General features: G+C 64.9%; 22 protein-coding genes. 11 read left to right on the forward strand and 11 right to left on the reverse strand.

Annotated features, from left to right (window positions below; translation table 11 throughout):
* Positions 1-118 precede the first annotated feature (118 nt).
* Positions 119-295 (reverse strand): hypothetical protein, encoded by a 177-nt coding sequence (locus Q8R73_RS22835; RefSeq protein ID WP_305721814.1) that lies wholly within the window; start codon positions 293-295, stop codon positions 119-121.
* A 140-nt stretch (positions 296-435) separates the two neighbouring features.
* Between Q8R73_RS22835 and Q8R73_RS22840 the strand changes: the two genes are divergently transcribed.
* Complete coding sequence (locus Q8R73_RS22840) at positions 436-816, forward strand: response regulator (RefSeq protein WP_305721815.1); 381 nt, start codon at positions 436-438, stop codon at positions 814-816.
* Positions 817-842: 26 nt separating this feature from the next.
* Here Q8R73_RS22840 and Q8R73_RS22845 read toward each other — a convergent pair whose 3' ends face one another.
* A complete protein-coding gene (locus tag Q8R73_RS22845) occupies positions 843-1,049 on the reverse strand; it encodes a YdcH family protein (protein ID WP_159007701.1) in 207 nt (68 codons plus the stop codon).
* Positions 1,050-1,285: 236 nt separating this feature from the next.
* On the opposite strand from Q8R73_RS22845, the gene Q8R73_RS22850 reads away from it, so the two are divergent.
* Positions 1,286-1,471 (forward strand): YdcH family protein, encoded by a 186-nt coding sequence (locus Q8R73_RS22850; protein WP_305721816.1) that lies wholly within the window; start codon positions 1,286-1,288, stop codon positions 1,469-1,471.
* Positions 1,472-1,587: 116 nt separating this feature from the next.
* On the opposite strand, the gene Q8R73_RS22855 is transcribed toward Q8R73_RS22850, so the two are convergent.
* Complete coding sequence (locus tag Q8R73_RS22855; protein ID WP_305721817.1) at positions 1,588-2,691, reverse strand: NAD(P)/FAD-dependent oxidoreductase; 1,104 nt, start codon at positions 2,689-2,691, stop codon at positions 1,588-1,590.
* A gap of 301 nt (positions 2,692-2,992) precedes the next feature.
* Here Q8R73_RS22855 and Q8R73_RS22860 point away from each other — a divergent pair, with 301 nt between their 5' ends.
* The gene (locus Q8R73_RS22860) at positions 2,993-5,683 is read left to right on the forward strand and encodes an EAL domain-containing protein (protein ID WP_305721818.1); all 2,691 of its coding nucleotides are present in this window, start codon (positions 2,993-2,995) and stop codon (positions 5,681-5,683) included.
* A gap of 9 nt (positions 5,684-5,692) precedes the next feature.
* Positions 5,693-7,165 carry a glycerol-3-phosphate dehydrogenase gene (locus tag Q8R73_RS22865; RefSeq protein WP_305721819.1) on the forward strand — a complete coding sequence of 491 codons (1,473 nt, stop codon included), beginning with the start codon at positions 5,693-5,695 and terminating at the stop codon, positions 7,163-7,165.
* A 9-nt stretch (positions 7,166-7,174) separates the two neighbouring features.
* Here Q8R73_RS22865 and Q8R73_RS22870 read toward each other — a convergent pair whose 3' ends face one another.
* Positions 7,175-8,494, reverse strand: coding sequence for a tetratricopeptide repeat protein (locus Q8R73_RS22870; RefSeq protein WP_305721820.1), 1,320 nt, complete (start codon positions 8,492-8,494; stop codon positions 7,175-7,177).
* Positions 8,495-8,623: 129 nt separating this feature from the next.
* On the opposite strand from Q8R73_RS22870, the gene Q8R73_RS22875 reads away from it, so the two are divergent.
* The 4 genes from Q8R73_RS22875 to Q8R73_RS22890 all read left to right on the forward strand — a co-directional run bounded on the left by Q8R73_RS22875 (position 8,624) and on the right by Q8R73_RS22890 (position 12,082).
* Positions 8,624-9,829 (forward strand): ABC transporter ATP-binding protein, encoded by a 1,206-nt coding sequence (locus Q8R73_RS22875; protein ID WP_305721821.1) that lies wholly within the window; start codon positions 8,624-8,626, stop codon positions 9,827-9,829.
* Positions 9,826-10,740 (forward strand): ABC transporter permease, encoded by a 915-nt coding sequence (locus Q8R73_RS22880; RefSeq protein WP_305721822.1) that lies wholly within the window; start codon positions 9,826-9,828, stop codon positions 10,738-10,740. Before Q8R73_RS22875 ends, Q8R73_RS22880 begins: the two co-directional genes overlap by 4 nt.
* Positions 10,741-10,939: 199 nt before the next feature.
* Positions 10,940-11,752, forward strand: coding sequence for an ABC transporter permease (locus tag Q8R73_RS22885; RefSeq protein WP_305721823.1), 813 nt, complete (start codon positions 10,940-10,942; stop codon positions 11,750-11,752).
* A 72-nt stretch (positions 11,753-11,824) separates the two neighbouring features.
* The gene (locus Q8R73_RS22890; protein WP_305721824.1) at positions 11,825-12,082 is read left to right on the forward strand and encodes a hypothetical protein; all 258 of its coding nucleotides are present in this window, start codon (positions 11,825-11,827) and stop codon (positions 12,080-12,082) included.
* Between the two features lie 502 nt (positions 12,083-12,584).
* Here Q8R73_RS22890 and Q8R73_RS22895 read toward each other — a convergent pair.
* A complete protein-coding gene (locus tag Q8R73_RS22895) occupies positions 12,585-14,540 on the reverse strand; it encodes an AsmA family protein (RefSeq protein WP_305721825.1) in 1,956 nt (651 codons plus the stop codon).
* A gap of 395 nt (positions 14,541-14,935) precedes the next feature.
* Between Q8R73_RS22895 and Q8R73_RS22900 the strand changes: the two genes are divergently transcribed.
* Together Q8R73_RS22900 and Q8R73_RS22905 are read left to right on the forward strand one after the other, a co-directional pair.
* The gene (locus Q8R73_RS22900; protein ID WP_305721826.1) at positions 14,936-15,673 is read left to right on the forward strand and encodes a CoA transferase subunit A; all 738 of its coding nucleotides are present in this window, start codon (positions 14,936-14,938) and stop codon (positions 15,671-15,673) included.
* The gene (locus Q8R73_RS22905) at positions 15,673-16,323 is read left to right on the forward strand and encodes a 3-oxoacid CoA-transferase subunit B (RefSeq protein ID WP_305721827.1); all 651 of its coding nucleotides are present in this window, start codon (positions 15,673-15,675) and stop codon (positions 16,321-16,323) included. The genes Q8R73_RS22900 and Q8R73_RS22905 overlap by 1 nt, the downstream gene beginning before the upstream one ends.
* Before the next feature lie 161 nt (positions 16,324-16,484).
* Here the strand turns inward: Q8R73_RS22905 and styB are convergent, their stop codons facing one another.
* From styB to styA, 3 genes are read right to left on the reverse strand one after another with little or no spacing between them, the layout of a single operon-like run.
* Entirely contained in the window at positions 16,485-16,970 is a 486-nt protein-coding gene (gene styB / locus Q8R73_RS22910; protein WP_305721828.1) for a styrene monooxygenase NADH-dependent flavin reductase subunit StyB, read from the reverse strand.
* A 1-nt stretch (position 16,971) separates the two neighbouring features.
* Positions 16,972-17,271, reverse strand: coding sequence for an EthD family reductase (locus Q8R73_RS22915; protein ID WP_305721829.1), 300 nt, complete (start codon positions 17,269-17,271; stop codon positions 16,972-16,974).
* 10 nt (positions 17,272-17,281) lie between these two features.
* Entirely contained in the window at positions 17,282-18,532 is a 1,251-nt protein-coding gene (gene styA, locus Q8R73_RS22920; RefSeq protein WP_305721830.1) for a styrene monooxygenase subunit StyA, read from the reverse strand.
* Positions 18,533-18,662: 130 nt separating this feature from the next.
* On the opposite strand from styA, the gene Q8R73_RS22925 reads away from it, so the two are divergent.
* On the forward strand, positions 18,663-19,559 hold the full coding sequence (locus Q8R73_RS22925) for a LysR family transcriptional regulator (RefSeq protein ID WP_305721831.1): 897 nt from the start codon (positions 18,663-18,665) through the stop codon (positions 19,557-19,559).
* A 143-nt stretch (positions 19,560-19,702) separates the two neighbouring features.
* Here Q8R73_RS22925 and Q8R73_RS22930 read toward each other — a convergent pair whose 3' ends face one another.
* The 3 genes from Q8R73_RS22930 to Q8R73_RS22940 all read right to left on the reverse strand — a co-directional run bounded on the left by Q8R73_RS22930 (position 19,703) and on the right by Q8R73_RS22940 (position 22,843).
* Positions 19,703-21,349 carry an iron ABC transporter permease gene (locus Q8R73_RS22930; RefSeq protein WP_305721832.1) on the reverse strand — a complete coding sequence of 549 codons (1,647 nt, stop codon included), beginning with the start codon at positions 21,347-21,349 and terminating at the stop codon, positions 19,703-19,705.
* 73 nt (positions 21,350-21,422) lie between these two features.
* Positions 21,423-22,448, reverse strand: a complete 1,026-nt coding sequence (locus Q8R73_RS22935) for a Fe(3+) ABC transporter substrate-binding protein (RefSeq protein ID WP_305721833.1) — start codon at positions 22,446-22,448, stop codon at positions 21,423-21,425.
* A gap of 188 nt (positions 22,449-22,636) precedes the next feature.
* Positions 22,637-22,843: a hypothetical protein gene (locus tag Q8R73_RS22940; RefSeq protein ID WP_305721834.1), complete on the reverse strand. Its 207-nt coding sequence runs from the start codon at positions 22,841-22,843 to the stop codon at positions 22,637-22,639.
* Positions 22,844-22,974 lie beyond the last annotated feature (131 nt).

Below are 22,974 nucleotides of genomic sequence, written 5' to 3' on the forward strand. Positions count from 1 at the left end.
CTGTTCGTAACGATCGAAGTCGGGCAGTGGGGCGGTGTTGGACATCGAGGGATTTCCTGAGCTGACGAGGGGGCGCCAGGAAATGTTCCTATTTTGTTCTATTGGAGTCAAGGTCTGCTTAGGTTTTCACGATCAGTTTTGGACGTCGCCGGTGTTGAACGATTCCAGCAAGAACCGGAACAAATTCCGGTTTCGGCGTGATGCCTTCTGCGCACATGGGCACGGGCAGTGTCCCCGACAGCATCTTCCTGCAGCAGCCGTTCGCGCCGGCGCAACTGGTGATGGCGATCTTCAATCACCCTCAATGTGGGAACACCCGAGGAAGGCCCCTCTGCGCAGAGCACTTCGCGCGAATTTCTGAAGCCTTTGAAAAGTCGGCAGCGGGGAACGAAAACGATTTCAGGCGCTTAATGCGTATTCGCAGGAGAAGAAAATATGGGTCCTGTCGACTCCAAGAGACCCGTGGTGCTGATCGTCGAGGACGAGTTTCTGTTGAGAATGGAGGCGGCCGACATGGTGAATGCCGCCGGGTTCGAGGCGGTCGAAGCCGCCAATGCGGATCAGGCGATTGAAATTCTGGAGGCCCGCCGGGACATCACGGTAGTATTTACCGATATTCAGATGCCTGGCTCGATGGACGGGTTGAAACTGGCCCGGGCCGTCAGGGGCCGCTGGCCGCCGATCAAGATTGTCGCAACCTCCGGCCGTCTCCGGCTCGGCGAAACCGATCTGCCCGAGGGCGGCCGGTTTCTGCCCAAGCCCTACAGTTCGACTCAGATAAATGGCGTGCTGCGGGAGTTGATTTGCGAAAGCTGATCCACCTGTTGTCCGTCAAGGAATGATCAGGCGATGATGTCAGGCGTGATCTGGTCTTCGATAAACGCGATCCGGTCGCGCAACTGCAGCTTGCGCTTCTTCAGCCGCTGCAGCCGCAACAGATCCGGCGCCGGCGACTGATGCAACGCATCGATCGCCGCGTCGAGGTCGCGGTGTTCCTGCTGTAGCCGTGCGAGCTCGGATTCGAGTTCGCGCTCATCTTCGTTGGTCATGATGTACGTTAGCTGAAAGACGCGATGAGGTGGCGAAAGGTTGCTGGAACCGCTCCGGGAATATCGGGCCTGTCGGCCCCGTGCGCAAGCGGGGCGGTTCCCTACTCACGATTGGTTGCACATAACACTTAAATATGAGCAGCCGATTTTTGATTTCCATCGACAGATTCTCCGGCTCGTGTACACTTTGTAGTCCGGATCGAATCTGAGGTTTCATTCCCCCGAGGAGGTTTCGTATGGCAATTCAAGCGCATCTCGTTGAACTGGAACGAAAACATAAAGTTCTTGAAAACGAATTGCATGAAGCTCTCGTGCACCTTTCAACGGACGACTTGCGAATTGTCGAACTGAAGCGCCGGAAATTGATGGTCAAGGACGAGATCGAGCGGTTGAGGCATACCGTAGGCGAAACGCTCCACTAGCGCCGTAGCACCAGCTTTCAAGTCACCCTGCGAGACCCCGGGATAAGCGCGGTTGCGCTCATCCTGAAATTGCCTTCGCGCCGGATCGGCCGGGAGTGCAGGCAATTGGCCGTTTGCTACAGGCCGGCGAGTTCACGGACATGGTCGGCGAGCGCCAGCGATGACGTCAGGCCCGGGGACTCAATCCCGAACAGATTGATCAGCCCGGCGACGCCGTGGTCCCGCGGCCCCTGGATCAGGAAGTCCTGCACGGCCACTGCCGGCGGCACGATCTTCGGCCGGATTCCCGAATAACTCGGCATCAGCGCGCCGTCCGGCAAAGTCGGCCAGTATCGCCGGATCGCGGGATAGAATCGTTCGGCCCGCGCGGGATCGACCGCGTAGTCGATGGTGTCGATCCATTCCACGTCGGGGCCGAACCGGGCCTGTCCCGCCATATCGAGGGTGAGATGGACGCCGAGCCCGCCGGGTTCGGGCACCGGATAAATCAACCGCGAGAACGGCGCCCGCGCGCCGCAGCTGAAATAGTTTCCCTTGGCGAGATAGGCCGGCGGGATCAGTTCGATCGGCATGCCGTCGATGCTGCGCGCGATCGCGGGCGCGGCCAACCCTGCGGCATTGATCAGAAGCCGGCACGCCAGCGTCGTCGGCGCCTCGCCGCCGGCGTCCAGTTCGATTCCGCCGGCACTGGCCCTGGCGCGCAGCAGCGGTGTGTGAAAGGCGAAGGCCGCGCCGCTTTCCTCGGCGTCGCCGCGCAGCGCCAGCATGAAGGCATGGCTGTCGATGATGCCGGTGGAGGGCGAGAGCAGGGCGGCGTCGCAGCTCAGCGCCGGCTCCAGCTGCCGCGCCTGCTCGCCCGAGAGGCTCTGCAGATCGAACACGCCATTGGCTTCGGCATGCGCCCGGATCGATTGCAGTTTCTCGGTTTCCCTGGCCGTGGTGGCGACGATCAGCTTGCCGCAATTGCGGTATGGAATGCCGTGCTCCCGGCAATATTCATAGAGTGCCCACTTGCCGCTGACGCACATCCGCGCCATCAGACTGCCGGCCTTGTAATAGATGCCGGCGTGGATCACTTCGCTGTTGCGCGAGGATGTGACGGTGCCGATGCCTTCGGCAGCCTCCAGCACGATGACCTCGCGGCCTGCCTGTGCGAGCCGCCTGGCGATCGCAAGACCGACCACTCCCGCACCGATAACAACGCACTCTACCGTGTCCATTCGAGGGTTCTGATCCCTTGGGATATTGCCGGCCATTCGATCCAGGGTGCGCCCTTGTGGAATGCCGCGCGTTCCGGATCAACCGCGCTCACGCATTATCGTCGGGTTTCGGGGGGATGTTCACAGGAACCCGCTGAATTCGCTTCAAAACGCTTCAGAACGTCCTTGCATTAGCAAAGCATTAATCATGTCAGGGCAATTGCCGCAATTTAAGACACATTTCTGGGTTGTAAGGGTACGTGTTTACCTGATCCAAACCCGTCAAGCCAGACACTCCGGCCACAAATCCCGCGGGTGACTGATGGCTGACAAGAATTGGCAGGCTGGCGGCAAGATATTGAATCCCGCACAGGCCGTCCTCTGTGTGGTCGCCAGCGTTACGCCGCTCAGCGCCGCCTCGGCCGTATCCGGTAGTTTTGTGCCACGGGATTATATCGGCGCGGTCGATCCCGGCACGATCTGGCAAATGCTGATCGGCGGCATCGTCATCGCGTCGTTTCTTGCTGCGATCGCGCTGTGGGTGCATTCGGCGCTGCGCAAGGTCAAGCGCACGGAGTTGCGCAGAAGCGCCTTCGTCAGATCCGCCCTGAACAACCTCAGCCAGGGCGTGGTAATGACGGATGCGCAGAAGCGGATCGTGTTCTGTAACGATCGCTATCTCGAAATTTACGGCCTGACGCGTTCGGATGTCCCGAAAAACATGACAGGCCCGGAATTGCTGGAGTTGCGGCACCAGCGCGGTGTCCTCGACATCAGCGTCGAGGAATTCTACCAGTTTGCCAATAGCCCGGAAGGCTTCGTCACCGAATTGCCCGGCGGGCGATCGGTTCTGGTCAAATATTTCGACCTTCCGAATGGTGGTTCGGTCGCTACCCACGAAGATTGCAGCGAACAGCGCAAGCTGTCGCGGCAACTTGCCTCGACCAAGCAATTCCTGGAATCGGTGCTCGACAATGTGCCGGTATGCGTGGCCGCCAAGAGTATCGACGACGGCCGCTACATCTTCGCCAATCGCGCGTTCGAACGATTTTCGCGCTTTTCCCGCGACAACATCGTCGGCAGGCGCGCCGACGAGATTTTCCGCCCCGACACGACGGCAAGCATACAGGCGGCTGATCAAGCCGCGCTCGGTTCGCCCGACGGCCAGTTCCGCAACGAGTTCGTGGTCGAGCGCGGCTCGCAGAAGCGAGTGCTATCCAGCGTCCGCGTGGTCGCCCGCGACGACAAGAACCGGCCGGAATTCCTGATTGCCGTGTTCGACGACGTCACCGACCGGCGATCGCTTTCGCGGGAACTCGAGAACACCAAGAAATTCCTCGAACTGGTGGTCGACAACATTCCGGTGTCGCTGACCGTAGAGCGTGTCAGCGACGGGCAATATCTGCTCGCCAATCGCAGCGCCGAAACCATCCTCAATCGCCGGCGCGAGGACGCCACCGGCCTCACCGCTGCGGATATCTTCAATCCTCGCGAAGCCAGGCTGATCATGGCCCGCGACGAAGCCGCGATCAAGAAGCGCGGCCTGCTCACCGAGGAGCATCCGATCTCCACCAAGGACGGGTTGCGGCTGTTCCTGACGCGCCGCATGACGGTGCTCGACGATGCCGGCGAGCCGCAATACCTGATCAAGACCCATGAGGACGTCACCGACCGCCGCCAGACCGAGTCGCGGATGGCGCATATGGCGTATCATGACGGTCTGACAGACCTGCCGAACCGCGCCGCCTTCCTGCAGGCGCTGGCGCAGATGATCGAGGCCTGCGAAGGCACCGACGAGGAGTTCGCGGTGTTGTCGGTCGACCTCGACGGCCTGAAGGAAATCAACGACGTGTTCGGCCATGCGGTCGGCGACAAGCTCCTGATCGAAGTGGCGCACCGGATTCAGCATTCGGCGCGCGGCGGGGTCGTGGCCCGGCTCTCGGGCGACGAATTCGGGATGATCATCGACGGCAAGCAGCCGGTCGCCGGGGTGCTGCTGGCCGAAAAATTGGCCGAAGCGCTTTCCAGCGAATTCCTGATCGACGGCAAATCGGTCCGCACAGGTTGCACCACCGGCATCTCGGTATTCCCGCACAATGGCTCGGACGCGGCTTCCCTGCTGGCCAATGCCGGAGCGGCTTTGTTCCGCGCCAAGGCGAAATCGCGCGGCTCGATCGGCATCTATGAGCCCGAAATGGACCAGCAGATCCGGGATCGCCGCGTGCTGCACCAGGACCTGTCGCTGGCGATCAGGAACGGCGAACTCTCGCTGCATTATCAGCCCCAGGCGAGGGCGCATCCGACCGTGGCCGGCAGCAAGATCATCGGCTTCGAGGCGCTGGCGCGCTGGATGCATCCGGTGCGCGGCTTCGTTCCGCCGGGCGACTTCATTCCGCTTGCCGAAGAGAGCGGGCTGATCGTCGAGATGGGCAAATGGATCCTGCGCGAGGCTTGCCGCGAGGCGGCGTCGTGGTCGCTGCCGCTGCAAGTCGCGGTCAACCTGTCGCCGGCGCAGTTCATGCATGGCGACGTGGTCGGCCTCGTGCACTCGATTCTGATCGAAACCGGCCTCGCGCCGGGCCGTCTCGAACTGGAAATCACCGAGGGCGTGCTGATCGAGGATTTCGATCGCGGCCTGGCGCTGCTGCGGCGGCTGAAGGCGCTCGGCGTGCGCATTTCGATGGACGATTTCGGCAGCGGATATTCCTCGCTGAGCTATCTGCAGGCGTTTCCGTTCGACAAGATCAAGATCGACCGCGCCTTCGTCGTCAATCTCGGACGAAACCCGCAGTCGGCGTCGATCGTGCGCGCGGTCATCGGCCTCGGCCACGGCCTCGAAATGTCGATCGTCGCCGAGGGCGTCGAAACCCAGGAACAGCTCGCCTTCCTCGCGGAAGCGGGCTGCGACGCGGTGCAGGGCTACTTCCTCGGCAAGCCGCTGCCGATCGGGAACTACGCCGCGCTGGTCGGTCGCAACCCTGACGCGATGGAGCCCGCGCGCAAGACCGGGTAAGGCTTGCGCATGGCGGATTACGACCTGGCTGTCATCGGCGGAGGCCTGAACGGCGTCAGCATTGCGCGCGATGCCGCCGGCCGCGGCCTGCGCGTGATCCTGCTGGAGCAGGGCGACCTCGGCGCCGCCGCATCGCAGGCCTCGCCGCGGCTGATCCACGGCGATCTCCAGGTGCTGGAGCGCCGGGCGTTGTTGCGTGTCCGCGCCGCGCTGAAGGAGCGCGACATCTGGCTGCGCACCGCGCCGCATCTGGTGCGTCCGATGCGCTTCGTGATCCCCGCGCATTCCGACGGGCGTCAGCCCTGGGTGCTGCGGTCGTGGCTGCTGCTGTACGACCGCCTTGCCTCGCGTCCCCGGCTGCCGGCTTCAGCTACCATCGACATTACCCACCATCCGGTCGGCAATGCGCTGAAGCGGCCGATCGGCACCGCGTTCGAATATTCCGACTGCGTGGTCGACGATTCCCGGCTGGTGGTTCTCACCGCGGTCGATGCCGCGGAGCGCGGCGCCGAGATCCGCACGGGCGCGCGCTGCGTCCGCGCCGACCGGGCCGACATTTGGCGGCTGGCGGTGATCGATCGCGGTCATCGCCGGGTGGTGACGGCCCGCGCGCTGGCCAACGCGTCGGGCGCCTGGACTGCGTCGGTCGCGGAAACCGTGTTGCGCATGAAGCCGCCCGACGTCGATGCGGTCCAGATCAGCCAGATCGTCGTCAGGCGCCTGTTCGAGACCGACAGCGTCTATGTGTTCCAGAACAGCGACCGGCGGCTGATTTTCGCCAGCCCCTACGCGCGGGATTTCACGCTGATCGGCACTGTGGGGCACGCCTTCATGGGCGATCCCGCCGCGGTGTCTATGGCCGCAGCCGATGTAGGCTATCTCTGCGATGCGGCCAACCGCTATTTCCGCGAGCGGGTCGAACCGGACGACGTGATCAAGACCGTGTCCGGCGCCAATCTGGTGCCGGGCCCGGCGCGCGGGCGCGCCGCGCGGGATGGCGCCATGGCGTTCGACGGCGCGCGGGGCAAGGCGCCGTTGCTGACGATCTTCGGCGGCGACGTCACCACCGCCCGGCTGCGCGCGGAGCGGGCGGTCGCCCGGCTCTCACCGTTCTATCCGATGTCGCCGCGCTGGACCGCTTACACGCCGCTGCCGGGCGGCGACTTTACGTGGGAGCGGTTCGACGACGAGGTCGACACGGCCGTCGCGCGCTGGCGGTTTCTCGGGGAGCCGCAGGCCCGGCGGCTGGTCGCCGCGTATGGCTCGCGCCTTGCGGCCATTTTGGGCGACGCCAGGGACCGCGCCGACCTCGGGCCGGACTTCGGGCCGGACCTGACCGGCGCGGAGGTACGCCACCTCATGACCAGGGAGTGGGCGCGCTTTCCGGACGACATCCTGTGGCGGCGCTCGAAACTCGGTTTGACGATGCCACCTGCAGACCGCGATCGGCTGGCGGCGTTCATGGCGGCGAAGGGTTCATGAAGTCCTGGCTCAGGAATGTGCCGCCGGTCGCGCCTCCCGCAGCCAGGCCTGATCGCGTGGCGAGGGCCGGCGATGCAGCCGTCCCGAAATCGTGCGCGCGGCCTTGTCGCCATGTCCGGCGCGCAGGCATGCCACGATGAAGGTGTCTTCCCACAATTCGCGCTGGGCATGGCTGCCGCCGATCCGCACCAGATCGGGCATCAACGGTTCGAGGATGCGGACGGCGCCGTCATGGTCGCCTTCGGCAAAAGCCTGGACGCCGCGGCAGAGACCGATCGCGGCCGGACCCGGCGCGAGCTTGCCGCCGGCCGCACGCGTTTCCATCTGCGCCAGCCTTGCCTGCAAGCCATCGCGGCCGGTCGCGGAGGCTGCCAGCGCGTAGTGGACGTCGGCGAAATGGGCACCCGCGTGCGGGAAGAACTTTTCGCCATAGGCGGCGACTTCCTGCCAGTGCGGCTCCAGCCCCGTGGTCCCGGCGAGCGACAGCCGCCACAGCAGCGACGCGGTATCCGTGAACACGTTCAGCGGCGGGTAGGGCGAGCCGGTCGGCCGGATCTGTTTCTCGTAGATCGCAAGTGCTGCGCCGGGATCGCCGGCTTCGATCGCGGTCAGGGCGACATGCCAGCACAGATGTCCATGCAGGAAGCTGCCCCGCTCATGCGTGGTCAGCCAGTCCGACAGGAATTCGCGGCCATTCTCCGCCTCGCCCTGTTCGAACAGCGCATGGGAAAGCCCGTGCGCGGCGCTGGCGTTGGCGGGCCTCTGCGGCAAGGCCCGTTCGGTCAGCGTGCGGCCGGTGCCGGGGTCGCCGGCTTCGGTGTGCGACCAGCCGAGATAGGTGAGGAACCACCAGTCCTCGCCGTAATGGCGCGCGTGACGCTGGCAGACCGCGAGTTTCGCGGCGTCGTGGTCGGGGCGTCCGGAGAAGGCGTAGAGGCCGAAGGCGCCGAGCAGCAGCGACAGGACCAGCGCATCGCGCGGATACTCCTCCAGATGCTGCTCGGCGCCGGACAGTGCCACCATCGGCTGGCCCTCGATCGTCGCCGCCATGATCTCGATATGGCGTTGCTCGCGCGGACTTGCCGCGGATGCCAGCAGCCTCGCCTGCGCCGCCTTGGCGCGCGCCTCGGCGATTTCCATGTTCATCTGATGGATGCGCGCCCGTGCCACATAAGGGAGCGCAAAGCCGGGATCCTCGGCAATGGCGCGGTCGAAGGCGTCGCCGGCGCCGTTCCAGGCGCTGAGCATGCAATCGACGCCGTCGCGATAGCACGCGGCGGCGCGGTCCGAGGAGGTGGTCAGCGGCAAATCGTATCTGTCCCGGTGCATGTGTCCGTTCCGCTCGAAAGGGTGGATGGCCGTGCCTGCGCCGGCCATTTTTCAGCACCATCTTACAGCAGGGTTGAGCCTTTGCCGATCCGCCGCTAGCGTGCAGCCACGATCGGGCGGACGGGCAACATGACTGACGAGCCAGCGAAATCCGAACCGCCATCCGAGGCGGTGGCGGAGCCGGGAAAGGCCGCGCCCGAGGCCGGGGCCGCCGACATTCCGCTGCTGCGCATCGATGCGGTGGTGAAGCAGTTCGGCGGTTTTCGCGCGGTCGACCGGGTGTCGCTCGACATCGGGGCCGGCGAGTTTTTCGCATTGCTCGGCCCATCGGGCTGCGGCAAGACCACGCTGTTGCGGATGCTCGCCGGTTTCGAGACGCCGGACGAGGGCCGGATCCTGCTCGACGGCTGGGACATCGCCGCGCTGCTGCCGCATGAGCGGCCGGTCAACATGATGTTCCAGAACTACGCGCTGTTTCCGCATCTTTCCGTGCGCGACAATATCGCGTTCGGCCTGAAGCGCGCCGGCATGCCTGCTTCCGGTATCGCCACGCGCGTCGCCGAGATGATCGCGCTGGTCAAGCTCGAGGGCCTCGAGCAGCGCAAGCCTGACCAGTTGTCCGGCGGCCAGAAGCAGCGCGTGGCGCTGGCCCGCGCGCTGGCGCGACGTCCGCGGATCCTGCTGCTGGACGAGCCGCTGGCGGCACTCGACAAGAAGCTGCGCGAGAGCACGCAGGCCGAGTTGATGGCGCTGCAGCGCCGTCTCGGCACCACCTTCATCGTCGTCACCCACGACCAGGACGAGGCGATGACGATGGCGGACCGGATCGGCGTGATGGATTCCGGGCGTCTGGAACAGGTGGCGAAGCCGCGCGAACTCTATGAAGCGCCGGCGTCGCGCTGGATCGCCGGGTTCGTCGGCGACATCAACCTGTTCGAGGGGCAGATCGAGCCGCGCGAGAGCAGCCGGCTTGCGATGGCGCCGCGGTTGACGATCACGACGCGGGACGCCGGAACCGTCTACGTCGCGGAGCCGCGGCATCCGGTTACCAGGACCAATGTCAGCGTTGCGATCCGTCCTGAGAAGATCAAGCTGTCGCGCCACGGCCCGGTGCCGAATGAGGAAAACGCGCAGGCCATCAACCGGCTCGAGGGCGTCGTCACCGATGTCGGCTATCTCGGCGGCTTCACCACCTACAAGGTGAAGCTCGACTCCGGCGCGGTGCTGCGTTCGTCGATGGCGAATACGGCGCGGATCGACGTCGACGCCTACAGCCGGAGTCAGCGCGTGGTGGCCTGGTTCACGCCCGACGATTGCCTGGTGCTGGAGCAATGAGCGCGCGGCGCATCTTCGCGGGTCCGGCGCGCTTTGCCGCGATCGCGCCCTGGCTGTGGATGGCGCTGTTCTTCCTGGTGCCGTTCGGCTTCGTGCTGAAGATCAGCCTGTCGCAGACCGCGGTGGCGCAGCCGCCCTATCTGCCGGTGTTCGATCTGACGGAGGGTTTCGCGGCGATCAAGGCCGCCTTCGCCGCGCTGTCGCTGGACAATTACCGCCTGCTGGTCTCCGACAATCTCTATGTGCTGTCCTATCTGCGCAGCATGGTCGTCGCCGCGGTCTCGACGACGATCCTGCTTCTGATCGGCTATCCCGTCGCCTACGCCATGGCGCGGCTGCCGCTGAAATGGCAGGGCATCGCGATGATGCTGGTGATCGTGCCGTTCTGGACCTCGTTCCTGATCCGGATCTATGCCTGGATCAACATCCTGCAGCACGACGGCCTGCTCAACCAGATCCTGCTCGCGCTGCACATCGTCTCGATGCCGGTGGTGTGGCTCTCGACCGACAGCGCGATGTATATCGGTATCGTCTACTCCTATCTGCCGTTCATGATCCTGCCGCTCTATGCCACGCTGGCGAAGATGGATCCGGCGCTGCTGGAGGCCGCCGGCGATCTCGGCGCATCGCCGCAGCAGACGTTCTGGCTGGTGACGTTTCCGCTGTCATTGCCGGGCGTCGGCGCCGGGGCCTTGCTCTGCTTCATTCCGATTCTCGGGGAGTTCGTGATTCCGGATCTGCTGGCGGGCTCCGATTCGCTGATGATCGGTCAGACCCTGTGGCTGGAGTTCTTCACCAACAAGGACTGGCCGGTGGCCGCCGCGGTCGCGGTGGTGTTGCTGGTGCTGCTGGTGGCGCCGCTGGCGCTGTACGACCGGCTGCAGCGCCGCCAGCTCGAGGCGGCGCGATGACGGCGCTCTTTCTTCACCTCTCCCTCGGGGAGAGGTCGGATCGCGTTAGCGATCCGGGTGAGGGGATCAGGCTGATCGATAGACCGTACCCCCTCACCCCAACCCTCTCTCGATGGGAGAGGGGGCGCACCGAGACCGGAGTAATTACCCTCACCCTCAACGGAGATTCAAATCGTGCGCTGACCTGCGAGGCGCGCCGATGAATCAGACAAAGCGGCTCTCGCGATTCAACATCACCTCGCTGGTGCTCGGTCTCGCGTTTCTCTATCTGCCGATCGTCATCCTCGTGATCTATTCGTTCAACGCCTCGCGGCTGGTGACGGTGTGGGGTGGCTGGTCGCTGCGCTGGTACGCCGACTTCTTCAACGACCGCGCCATGCTGGATGCGGCCTGGATGAGCCTGCGGGTGGCGGCGGTCTCCGCCACGCTGGCAACGGGGCTCGGCACGCTCGCCGCCGTGGCGCTGTCGCGCGGCGAACGGTTTCGCGGCCGCACGCTGTTCTCCGGCATGCTGTATGCGCCGCTGGTGATGCCGGAAGTCATCACCGGGCTGTCGCTACTGCTGCTGTTCGTCGCCTTGAATGCCGAGCGCGGCTTCTGGACGGTGACGATCGCCCACACCACGCTGACCATGTGTTTCGTCACCGTGGTGGTGCAGTCGCGGCTGGGCAAGCTGGACCGCAGCCTGGAGGAGGCGGCGATGGATCTCGGCTGCGATCCGCTGCGGGCGTTTGCGAGCGCGACGCTGCCGCTGATCCTGCCCTCGATCGTGGCGGGCTGGATGCTGGCGTTCACGCTGTCGCTCGACGACGTCGTGATCGCGAGCTTTACCACGGGCCCCGGCTCGGCGACGCTGCCGATCCGGATCTATTCGGAGGTGCGGCTCGGGGTGAAGCCGCAGATCAACGCCATCTGCACGCTGGTACTCGCGTTGATCACGGTCGTGATCGTGGCGGCGTCGCTCGCCACAAAACTCACGAGCACGCGGGGCGAGAGCGCGGCGCCCCTGTAGTTCTACGGTGTCCTTGCCTTGTCTATGAGCAGGATTGACCGCTGGCAGCCATCAAGCCGTCAACGCGCTGACATGATCTCGATACAGCTTCATATATGTCCGACGTGCGGTGCGTTGCCGCGCTATCGTTTTCCCGTCCACAAGGCCGATCACATGGCATCACCTGCTGCGAAGGCCCCACCTGAAAGCCCGGACATGCCCGCGCGCATCTGCGACAGATGCGGCGCGGCCATGACCCATCTCAGCGATCTCCAGCCCATCATCGGCAGCGCCGCCATGCGGATCTTCCGCTGCTACGCCTGCAATCATGTGGTGTCGGAAGAAAGGTGAGGGCGCGCTTCTTTTGCTGAAGGGCGGCCGCCACAATCAAGACTGTCGTCGCCGAGCCGGGCGATGACATCGGTATTTGTTTCATCGAGGCCGGCTCCAAAGCCGGTACGCGCGATCACAGTGCGGCATGTCTCGCCTCGACAGATTCGATTTTCAAACAGCCCAACCGATTGAGTTCGTCATTGCGAGGAGCGCTTGCGACGAAGCAATCCATGCCAGAACAAAATTATGAATGGTTTGCCGCGTCGCAAGGGCTCCTCGCAATGACGTGGATAGTCCAGACACGCCGCATCAGCCCCGCGACGCGAAAACGCCCGGGCTGTTCCAGAAACCCGCCGCGCCACGCGTCCGGCCGCCGACAGCAGCACATGGAATTGCTGCCGGTGGCCCAGCCGGCTGCGCGTGTCGGAGCCCGCCGAGCGTTTTCGTCGAAGGCTACCCGTCTCCTATCGGATAACGGTGAATGACGCAGCGCTAATCCGCCTTGCAAAATTATCGTCGATCAGTTCGCCTTCGGCGCCTCGACCGGCACACCGGCCGCCGGCGGCGCCGCCTCCGGCGCGCCCGCCGGCCGCCCGCCCGTAATCCGTTCCAGCACCGAGCGCACCGCATCCCTTGTCTTGCGGTCCTTGACCGCGTCGAGCAGCGGGGCTGCGCCCGGCGAGCGGCGGAGCAGGCTTTCCGGGTCCGGGAAGATCAGCGGATCTTCCCACGGGCCCTGCACCACGAACGGCAGTTCGAAGCCGGCGGCGGCGTTCGGGGCCGAGACCAGGCTGGCGATGCCCTTCATGTCGTATTCGCGCATCGGCACCGAGGCGGTGCCGGTCAGGGTCAGGCGCGCGGAGGGGCCTTCGACGCGGATGTCCTCGGCGGTGGCGATGCCGTCGCTGAATTTAAGCGCGATGGTCAGGGTGTCGTAGGGCGTCGAGCCCGAGCGGAAATTGCCGGCGCCGGACAGCGGCCGGCGCTCCAGCCGCTTCAGGAGCTGCTCGGCATTGAAGCCGGCGATGGCGCCGTTCTGGCCGGTGAGGGTGGCGCTGCCGTCGAGCGACTGGGCGAGGCCAAAGGGGCTCGCGCCGGAGGCGACCAGCGAGACGTTGAGATTGCCGCGGCCGGTCAGTTTGGTGACGCCGAACAATTCCGACGCGCAAGCCTGCAGGTCGACGTCGATGAACTGGAACTGGGCCTTGATGTCGGCGACGGTATCGGCGCGCGCGATGCCGAACGAGCCCCGGGCGATGCCGCCATACATCTGCGCCTCGCCGACGCTGAGCGCCAGCGCACCGTTGCGCAAATTGGCGCCGAATGCGGTGCGGCCGAGTTTCGACGAGCCGACCGTCACCTTCGCCGCCGACAGCCGCATGTCGAGGTCGGTGGTGGACAGCGCGTTGAGGTCGAACAGTTGCCGGTTCCAGTCGCGTGCGCCGGAGGCCAGCAGGCGGAAGGTGGAGATGTAGGGCGTGAAGTCGAGGTTGCCGGCGGCCAGCGTCGCCTGCAGCGTCTGGCGGCCGTTGTTGGCATAGGTCATAACGCCCTCGGCGACGTTGCCGTCGAGCTCGACATTGACGTTGGTCAGCGCGATCGACGCGCCGACGACGTTGGCGCGCGCCTTCAGCGCGAAGCGGCCGAACCCGCCGGTTCCCGGCGGCGCCTGGCCGGCCCAGCGCATGGCGTTGCGCAGCGACGGGCTGTCGACCGTGAGCGTGCCTTCCATCATCAGGCTGGTGCGGTTGGCGACGGTGCCGTCGAACGCCAGCTTCAGCGGCGGACTGGCCAGCCGCGCCTTCAGGCCGGCGCGTTCGCCGGAAAGGGCGGCGACGAAATCGCTGGTGCTGACCGAGGCGTCGACCCGTTCGCCGCGCCAGTCGAATTCCCCGGTCGCGGCGAAGGAACGCGATATCGACGGCCACGCCAGCGAAAGGTCGATATCACCCATCCTCTCGTCAACGCGGTTGGCGGCATCCTGATAGGTGAGCAGGCCGTCCTGGATGCGGATCTCGGAGAACGACAGCGGGTTCTCGGCGCCTGGCTGCATGGTGCGCGCGATGGTGTCGATGAACGGCGTCCAGTTGCTCTCGCCATCGCCGTCGCGCACGACCCGGATATGCGGGCGCAGCATCATGACGTCGGATATCTCGAACCGCCGCAGCAACAGCGGCAGCAGGCGCAAATTCGCGGTCAGTACGTCGACGGCGAGCGCGGGATCGGTGGTCGCTCCGCCCTTGAGGCCGACGTCGTGAAACGCGACGTAGCTTGCGGGAAACACCGAGACGTCGATCTTGCCGTTGACGACGAAATCGAGCCCGGTCACGGCGCGGATCTGGGCCTCTACCGCCTGCCGCAGCGCGTCCCGGTTGAGAAACCAGGAAGCCCCGACCAGGCCGATCAGCGCCACGCCGAAAAACGCGGCAACCGGCACGCCGAGGCGCTTCATTCGTTGGGCCACCGTCAATGACATATCCGAGTCTGGTTAAAAGCCGAGTCTGGTTAGACTGATGTCGGGTTGATGACGTCGGACCGATCTCGAAGTGAGCCGGGCGGCAGGCTAACCCCCACAACTTGATAGGTTTTCTTGACGCTTTCAAGGCCGGCTTCTTCCCTCTCCCGCTTGCGGGGGAGGGTGCCGAGCGTAGCGCGGCGGGTGGGGGCTCTCTTCGCGAGCCCCGATGCCGCGCCCCCACCCCAGCCCTCCCCCGCAAGAGCGGGAGAGGGGGTGCACGTTCATTGCCGGAATAGATCAATTTAACCTCCGGCACTCACCAACCCCCCCGTCATTGACGCATTGCGAAGAATTCGCCTAATAATCCGGTCAATGTGGCCGCCAGCGCCTTACTCCCATCAGGTCGTATTTTCATGAACAAGGTCTATCCCGACGCCAAATCCGCGCTCGACGGCATTTTGAGGGACGGCATGATGATCATGTCCGGCGGCTTCGGTCTTTGCGGCATCGCCGAGACCCTGTCCGACGCGATTCGCGACTCCGGCGTCAAGAACCTGACCGTGGTCTCCAACAATGCCGGCGTCGACGGCATCGGGCTGAGCCGGCTGCTCGAGACCCGCCAGATCAAGAAGATGATCTCGTCCTACGTCGGCGAGAACAAGCTGTTTGCCCAGCAGTTCCTCGCCGGCGAACTGGAACTCGAATTCGCGCCGCAAGGCACGTTGGCCGAGCGGATTCGCGCCGGCGGCGCCGGTATTCCGGCGTTCTACACCAAGACCGGCGTCGGCACCCTGATCGCCGAAGGCAAGGAAGTGAAGGAATTCGACGGCGAGAAATACATCATGGAGCGCGGCCTGTTCGGCGACGTCGCCATCGTCCACGCCTGGAAGGGCGATACCGCGGGCAACCTCGTCTATCGCAAGACCGCGCGGAACTTCAACCCGATGATGGCCACCGCGGCGAAGATCACGGTCGCCGAGGTCGAGCATCTGGTGCCGGCCGGCGAAATCGATCCTGACCACATCCACACGCCCGGCGTCTTCGTCAAGCGCATCATCGAGGTCGGAACCGCCAACAAGCGGATCGAGCAACGCACCACGCGCAAGCGCACGGATGCGGCTGCCGCGGCCGCAACCGGAGTTGAAATCTGATGGCCTGGACCCGCGAACAGATGGCTGCCCGCGCCGCCAAGGAACTGCGCGACGGTTTTTACGTCAACCTGGGCATCGGCATTCCGACGCTGGTGTCGAACTACATCCCCGACGGCGTCGACGTGGTGCTGCAGAGCGAGAACGGCATGCTCGGGATGGGCCCCTTTCCCTATGAGGGCGAGGAAGACCCCGATCTGATCAATGCCGGCAAGCAGACCGTCACCGAACTGCCGTCGACCAGCTATTTCTCGTCGGCCGAATCCTTCGGCATGGTGCGCGGCGGCCATATCGATCTGTCGATCCTCGGCGCCATGCAGGTGGCGCAGAACGGCGACCTCGCGAACTGGATGATCCCGGGCAAGATGGTCAAGGGCATGGGCGGCGCGATGGACCTCGTCGCCGGCGTCAAGCGCGTCGTTGTGGTGATGGAGCATTCCGCCAAGGACGGCCCGAAACTCCTGAAGACCTGCAACCTGCCGCTGACCGGCGAGAAGGTGGTCGACATGGTGGTAACGGACCTCGCGGTCTTCACCATCGACAAGCACGGCAAGGACGGCATGGCGCTGATCGAACTCGCCGACGGCGTCACGCTCGACGAGGTCAAGTCGAAGACCGAAGCCGAATTCCGGGTTGCTTTGAAGAACGCGTGAGCGGTTATTGGCGGTTACAATGCCATCGTCGTCCCGGCCAACGCGCCGGGACCCATACGCCGCGGCCTCTCGTTAGAACGCCGCAGTTAAAGACCTTCATCAAACTACAGACGACCGGGGTTATGGGTGCCTGCGTTCGCAGGGACGACAAATTTCCCCGCTCAATGATCGACCGGCATTCCCGGTCCGAGATGATAGCGGCTGGAAAAGAACACCAGCGGAAGGTTGTCGCAGTAATCGCAGCTCGATACTTCGGCGATGAACAACGTGTGGTCGCTGACATCGACGGTTCGGACCAATTCGCAACCGAAGAACGCGATGCAGCCGGACAGCCTCGGCAGGCCCTGCACGATGGCGCAGCCGGGGACCGGATCGGCGGCGGGCCGGCCGGCGAAATGCCGCGACAGTTCCTTGCCGCCTTCCGGCAGCACGTTCACGCCGTAGCGGCCGGTCCGCGAAATCGCCTCATGCATCCGGCCCGGTTTCACCGAGACCAGCACGGTCGGGGGCGCAAGACTGATGCTGACGAAACTGTTGGCGGTCATGCCGCAGACCTCGCCGCGCTCATCCAGCGCGGTGAGCACCGCGACCCCGGTCACGAAGCGCGATGCGGCCTGCCGGAACGCGACCGGATCGACCCGCTGCATCTCATGCTCCGGCCGGAAAATGGAACAGGGTCGCGCCGTCGGGCGAATAATTCGGCACGTCGGCGGCGACCTTTTTTCCGATCTCCGATTGCAGCGCCGCAAACATCGCGGCGTCATCCTCGAACCATGCCTGGAAGATGCAGAACGGCGCCGCCGCAGGGCCCAGTCCCTGCGGATAGGCGAACGAACACGACTTCAAGCCCGGCAGGGTTTTCGCCAGCGGCACATGGGTCGCCTCGTAATAGGCCTTGAAGCGGGACGTATCTTTCGGCGCCGGATAGGTGACGGTCAGACAATGCATGTCGCTGTCCTCATGCCGTCGCCCGCAGCGCCGCCGCCGGCACCGATCTGGCCTCGATCCAGGCATGGATGCGCTCCGCCGAGCACACACGGTCCCACTGAAGGTCCGGATAGTTGAAGTTCTCGGTGAACTCGTCGGCCAGCGCCTGGTTCTGGCTCATCGTGCCGATCAGCATTCCGAGCGCCTCGGAGGGCGGCTGCAGCATGATGTTGGTCCAGCGCGCCGCCGCCAGCACGCGATCCTGCCGCCTGAGGTCGACCTTTTCGCAGAAGCGCGCGTCCAGCACGTCCGCATTGACGATTTCCTCGCCGAGCACGAAAGCCGCATAGGAAGCCACATTGGCGCCCTGTCCCATCATCGGATCGACCACCGAATGGACGTCGCCGAGCGCGATGGCGCATTTGCCGCCGTCGAACTGCACCATGGTGTTGCGGACGGTCGGCACCACCCCGCCCTGCAGCAGGTCGGCGGGCTGCGCGAGGTCGAAGCGCGCGGTGTCGATGCGGTGATAGGTGGTCGGATGATGCTTCTCGAGCTTGTCCAGCAGCACCTGCAGGAAACGCCTGCGATCGGCGTCGTAGCTCAGTGTCGCCAGTTCCTCCATGTCGCCGCCGGGGACGTTCTCCATCAACAGCGCGGTGGCGACGCCGTCGAAACTGACGGTGGGAATCACGATCATCTCGCCGTGCCCCGGCGACACCGACAGCGTCACGTTCATCGGGTCCGGCTGGCGGACGCCGGTATAGAGCCCGACGCAAAGCCGCCGCTGCGGCTGCGAATAGGGCGTGTGCTCCGGCCGGTAGCTGAAAAGCTGGCCGAGCGGGCCCTTGCCGGTGGCGACCACCAGCAGGTCGTAGCGGCCGACCAGCGGGGCGATGTCGCTCTGTTCGATCTGGCGGTAATCGATCATGCCGCCGCGATCGAGAAAGTCCTTCATCAGCGCCGGCAAATAGATCCGGTAGTCGACGGCGCGGCTTGGCCGCGAGAAGTCGCCGCGGAAGGAGAGCGGCTGCGGGAAATTGAAGAAATGATCATGGTAGTAATAATGCTGCTTCGGGTCGTTCCAGTGATTGACGCCGACATAGTCCTCCCGCGCGATCGTCACATGATGGTGGGCGACCGTGTTGATGAGGCGGCTGCCGCGGTAGTCCTCGATCCGGCGGTCGGTGATCAGCGTGGCGGCAATGCCGTGCTTCTGCAGATAAAGCGCCAAATGCAGGCCGGCGATGCCGGCGCCGACGATTCCGATGTGGCGTCTCATGATGCCTCCCTTCGAGCGGTGCGGGAGTTGTTCGCCCCCTGCGATTTTGCTGCGCCCAGCCTAGCCAGCAACTTGTCCGAAGAATACGGAATGGATAGGATATGATTTATTCCCATCAGGAATGCCCGGGATGGACCGTATCGACTGCCTGCGCGCCTTTGTCCGCTGCCTGGAAGGCGGCAGTTTCTCGGTTGCTGCCGGCGAACTCGGCATCGGCCAGCCGGCCGTCAGCAAGCGCATCGCGCTGCTCGAAAGCGAATTCGGCACCCAGCTGTTCTTCCGCACCACGCGCAAGCTGCGGCCGACTCCCGAAGGCCACCGCATCTACGATCTGGCGCGCCAGATCCTCGCCAGCTTCGATCTGGCACGGGTCAACATCGAGGAAAATTCGCTGCGGCCGAGCGGCACGCTGCGGGTCAGCGTGCCCTCATCGTTCGGCCGGCGCTATCTGATGCCCGTGATCGCCGAATATGTCCGCGCCTATCAGGGGGTTCGCCTTGATGTGCGCTTCAGCGAGCGTTTCGTCAATCTGGTCGAGGAGGGCGTCGAACTGGCGCTGCGGATCGGCAAGCTGGAGTCGAGCACGCTGGTCGCGCGGCGGCTCGGCACCGTGCAGCGCTATCTGGTCGCGACCCCGTTCTATCTTCAGGGCCGCGCGATGCCGCGCACGCCGGAGGATCTCGACGCGCACCAATGCATCGTCTATTCGCGCCTGCCGTCCGCCGGCGAATGGATCTTCGAATCCGAGCACGGCCGCCACGTCGCCTCGATCAGCGGGCCGCTGCTGGTCGACGATGCCGATGCGATGCAGGAGGCCGTGATGCAGCATCTCGGCATTGCCGTGCTGCCCGAATGGTGCGCGGTCGCCGGCCTTCGCAATGGCCAGCTGCAGAATCTGTTGCCCGAATTCTCCATCGCCGCCCTGCCGCTGCATGCGGTCTATCCCGAGACCCACTGGATGTCGCTGCGGGCACGAAGCTTCCTCGACCTGCTGATCAAGCGCTCGGGACAGTTCGCGACGGCGTGAGTGGGTGGCGTCAGCCGTTGAAATTTGCGCCGCTACGTAGGGTGGGCAAAGGCGCGCTCTTCGCGCCGTGCCCACCATCTATCCTCGATCGTTATTCCGAATGGTGGGCACGGCCCAAAGGCCTTTGCCCACCCGACGGACGTCTACGCGGGGCCGCTCGGCATGTCGGAAAACCGGGTCAGCCACGCCACCGGGCCGATGCTGGCGGCGACGATCAGCAACGCCGCCAGCGCGCCGTCCTCGAAACTGCCGCGGCTGGCGAACTGGTAGATCGAGGTCGCCAGCGTGTCGACGTTGAGCGGCCGCAGCAGCAGCGTCGCCGGCAATTCCTTCAGGCAGTCGACGAACACGATGATGACCGCGCCCAGCATCGCCGGCCGCAGCAGCGGCAGATGGATCAGCCGCATCGTCGTCGCCTGTCCGGCGCCGGCGGCGCGCGCGCTTTCGTCATAGTCGTGCGGAATCCGCTCGAACCCGGCCTTGATCATCCCGGTCGGCACCGCCAGAAAGCGGATCACATAGGCGATCACGACGGCAGCGCCCGAGCCGACCAGAATCAACCCCGGCAACGAGCGTCCCAGCCATCCGGCAACCGTGTTCAGGCCGTTGTCGATGGCCAGCACCGGGGTCAGCAGGCCGAGCGCCAGCACCAGTCCGGGCAGTGCGTAGCCGGTCTGCGAGATGTTCATGGCGATGAACCGCACCGGGTTCGGCCGCCAGCGCCAGGCCAGGATGGTGGCGAAGCCAAGCCCGAGCGCGATCAGCGTGGCAAGGGTTGCGAATGCGATCGAATTGAAGGCGTCGCGCCCCAGCGCCATGTCGAAATTCTCGAGCAGCCCGCGGCCAAAGCTCTGCTGCAGCAGATACAGCAGCGGCACGACGAAGCCGAGCAGCACCGGCAGCAGGCACGCCGCGAAGGCGGCGCCGCCCCTGGCGCCGTTCAGCCTTGTGCGCGGTGTCAGCCGCGGACTTTCGGCGGAAAACTCCGCCGTGGTGTTGCGGCGGCCGTAGCGCTCGATCGCGATCAGGCCGGCGACGATCGCCAGCATGAAGCAGGAAAGCTGCGCCGCACCGGCAAGACTGCCGCGGTTGAGCCAGGTGCTGAAGATCGACACCGTCAGGGTACGGACCCCGAGATATTCGCTGGCGCCGATGTCGTTGAGGGTCTCCAGCGACACCAGCGCGACCCCGACCGCGAGCGCCGGCCGCGCCATCGGCAGCGAGACGCGCCAGAACACGGTCCAGCGTTTCGCGCCCAGGGTCCTGGCGGCCTCGCCGAACTCGGCGCTCTGCAACTGGAACATGGTCCGCGCCGACAGATAGACATAGGGATAAAGCACGAGGCCCATGACGACGATCGCGCCCGGCATCGAACGAAAATTGGGCAGGGCGCCGACCGCTTCGCGGAGCGGAAACCAGATCGCCAGCGTGCGATGGACCAGGCCCAGCGGCTCGAACAGGTCGGCGTAGACATAGGCGGCCAGATACGTCGGAATCGCCAGCGGCAGCGGCATCAGCCACACCAGCATCGCCCGGCCGCGAAAATCGTGCAGCGAGATCAGCCACGCCGTGCCGGCGCCGATCGCGAGCGCCAGCGCGCCGACGCCGCCGAGCAGCAGTGCGGTGTCGATCATCGCCCGCGGCAGCACATAGGCCATCAGATCCGGCCACAGGCCGGGCGCCGGATGCATCGCCAGCGCGATGATCGAAATCACGGGCGCTGCGACCAGGATCGCTGTCGCCACTGCGAGTACCGCGGCGGCGCGGCCGGTGCGCTGGTTTCGGTTCACGTGCGCCGCTGGTCAGGAGTCATGCGGCCGCTTCCCCCGGGCCGGGGAGGAAGCAGCCAGCAATCGTGAAGGCTCAATTGTCAAAACCGACCTTGTCCACCAGTGCGGAGGCCGCCTTGCGGTTGGCGGCGATCTTCGAGATCGGCAGCGGATCGGCGTTGAGCCTGCCATAGCCCGCGATGGTCGGATTGATGGCGACGCCGGGCCGGATCGGGTATTCGTAGTTCTGGTCGGCATACAATTGCTGCGCCTTCTCGCCCGCGAGCCATTCGATCAGCTTGACGCCGTTGGCACGGTTGGGGGCGTGTTTGGCCAGCAGCACGCCGGACAGGTTGACGTGGGTGCCGCCACCCGCGAAGGTCGGCAGCACGACGCGGGTCGCTTCCGCCCACGGCTTCTTGTCGGGATCCCTGTTCATCATCAGCGCCCAGTAATAGGTGTTGCCGATGCCGATGTCGCATTTGCCGGCGGCGACGTCGCGCGCGGCCTCGCGATCGCCGCCGGATGGCTTTTGCGCGAGGTTGGCCTTCAAGCCGCGCAGCCATTCCTCGGCCTTGGCCTCGCCGTACTTGGCGACATAGGCCGCGAACAGTCCGTTGTTGTAGATGTGCTGGCCGGAGCGCAGGCAGATCTTGCCCTTCCATTTGGGATCGGCGAGTTCTTCGTAGCTGATGGCCTGCTGCTCGACGCGGTCCTTCGAGGCATAGATCACGCGCGCGCGCATCGAAATTCCGGCCCAGTGACCGTCGGGATCGCGATACTGCGGCGGCACGATCTCGTCGATCACATCCGACTTGATCGGCTGGGTCACCCCGGCCTTCACCGCCTCGTCCATGCGGCCGATATCGACCGTCAGCAGCACGTCGGCCGGGCTGTTGGCGCCCTCGGCCTTGATGCGCTGCTCGAGGCCCGAACTCGCCGAAACGATGTTGACCTTGATGCCGGTATCCGCCGTGAAGGCATCGAACAGCGGCTGGATCAGTTTGGTTTCGCGATAGGTATAGACGTTGACCTCGCTGCTGGCCGATGCCGTGGTGACACCAGTCGAGACGAAACAGAGCAACGCTGCGGTTGCGGTGAGGGCGCGAAATTTCATCATGAAAGCTGCTCCGGCGGCGATGATGTCGATGCCGGTTTCAGTAGCGCAGCAGATGGCGTGCCGTCAGCGACGGGATGTCGCGAAAGGCTTAGTTTAGAGGGATTCCATAGTATGACTTAGAAGCATTCTAGACTGATGCGCTCGTACGCCATTCGCGCGAAACCGTCGGTGACCGCGTGCGGACCCGGTTACAGCAGCTTGATGGCAAGCGAGACCCCGAGCCACAGGACCAGCGACAGAATCGTGACCATCACGAGGAAAGCGGCCAGGGCCCGCATCACGGCGCCGACGCCGAACAACGACCGGTCCGGAAGAGGGGCTAGGTCGCCGCTTTGCGGAATATGACCGCGAGTCCCGAGAATCCAGATGAAGGCGTCCAGCATGTACAGGCTCATGGCCTCGGCTCCGATGTTCGTTCGATGCGCGACCATAGTCTGGAACGACACTGCCCTGTTTGCTCGGGCGCAAGGATTCGCTCAATCCGGATTTGTACGGTACCGCTCGCGATTTCCCCGTCGACCCGGGC

The sequence above is a fragment of the Bradyrhizobium sp. genome, from assembly GCF_030697065.1.
GTDB lineage: Bacteria > Pseudomonadota > Alphaproteobacteria > Rhizobiales > Xanthobacteraceae > Bradyrhizobium.

Bases quoted from the DNA above. Each gene is read 5' to 3' on its own strand.
- Q8R73_RS22875 (WP_305721821.1), top strand. From the start codon at position 8,624: ATGACTGACGAGCCAGCGAAATCCGAACCGCCATCCGAGGCGGTGGCG.
- styA (WP_305721830.1), bottom strand. From the start codon at position 18,532: ATGAGACGCCACATCGGAATCGTCGGCGCCGGCATCGCCGGCCTGCAT.
- Q8R73_RS22905 (WP_305721827.1), top strand. From the start codon at position 15,673: ATGGCCTGGACCCGCGAACAGATGGCTGCCCGCGCCGCCAAGGAACTG.
- Q8R73_RS22865 (WP_305721819.1), top strand. From the start codon at position 5,693: ATGGCGGATTACGACCTGGCTGTCATCGGCGGAGGCCTGAACGGCGTC.
- Q8R73_RS22840 (WP_305721815.1), top strand. From the start codon at position 436: ATGGGTCCTGTCGACTCCAAGAGACCCGTGGTGCTGATCGTCGAGGAC.
- Q8R73_RS22900 (WP_305721826.1), top strand. From the start codon at position 14,936: ATGAACAAGGTCTATCCCGACGCCAAATCCGCGCTCGACGGCATTTTG.
- styB (WP_305721828.1), bottom strand. From the start codon at position 16,970: ATGCAGCGGGTCGATCCGGTCGCGTTCCGGCAGGCCGCATCGCGCTTC.
- Q8R73_RS22880 (WP_305721822.1), top strand. From the start codon at position 9,826: ATGAGCGCGCGGCGCATCTTCGCGGGTCCGGCGCGCTTTGCCGCGATC.
- Q8R73_RS22870 (WP_305721820.1), bottom strand. From the start codon at position 8,494: ATGCACCGGGACAGATACGATTTGCCGCTGACCACCTCCTCGGACCGC.
- Q8R73_RS22845 (WP_159007701.1), bottom strand. From the start codon at position 1,049: ATGACCAACGAAGATGAGCGCGAACTCGAATCCGAGCTCGCACGGCTA.
- Q8R73_RS22855 (WP_305721817.1), bottom strand. From the start codon at position 2,691: ATGGACACGGTAGAGTGCGTTGTTATCGGTGCGGGAGTGGTCGGTCTT.
- Q8R73_RS22925 (WP_305721831.1), top strand. From the start codon at position 18,663: ATGGACCGTATCGACTGCCTGCGCGCCTTTGTCCGCTGCCTGGAAGGC.
- Q8R73_RS22895 (WP_305721825.1), bottom strand. From the start codon at position 14,540: ATGTCATTGACGGTGGCCCAACGAATGAAGCGCCTCGGCGTGCCGGTT.
- Q8R73_RS22915 (WP_305721829.1), bottom strand. From the start codon at position 17,271: ATGCATTGTCTGACCGTCACCTATCCGGCGCCGAAAGATACGTCCCGC.
- Q8R73_RS22890 (WP_305721824.1), top strand. From the start codon at position 11,825: ATGATCTCGATACAGCTTCATATATGTCCGACGTGCGGTGCGTTGCCG.
- Q8R73_RS22885 (WP_305721823.1), top strand. From the start codon at position 10,940: ATGAATCAGACAAAGCGGCTCTCGCGATTCAACATCACCTCGCTGGTG.
- Q8R73_RS22940 (WP_305721834.1), bottom strand. From the start codon at position 22,843: ATGAGCCTGTACATGCTGGACGCCTTCATCTGGATTCTCGGGACTCGC.
- Q8R73_RS22935 (WP_305721833.1), bottom strand. From the start codon at position 22,448: ATGATGAAATTTCGCGCCCTCACCGCAACCGCAGCGTTGCTCTGTTTC.
- Q8R73_RS22850 (WP_305721816.1), top strand. From the start codon at position 1,286: ATGGCAATTCAAGCGCATCTCGTTGAACTGGAACGAAAACATAAAGTT.
- Q8R73_RS22860 (WP_305721818.1), top strand. From the start codon at position 2,993: ATGGCTGACAAGAATTGGCAGGCTGGCGGCAAGATATTGAATCCCGCA.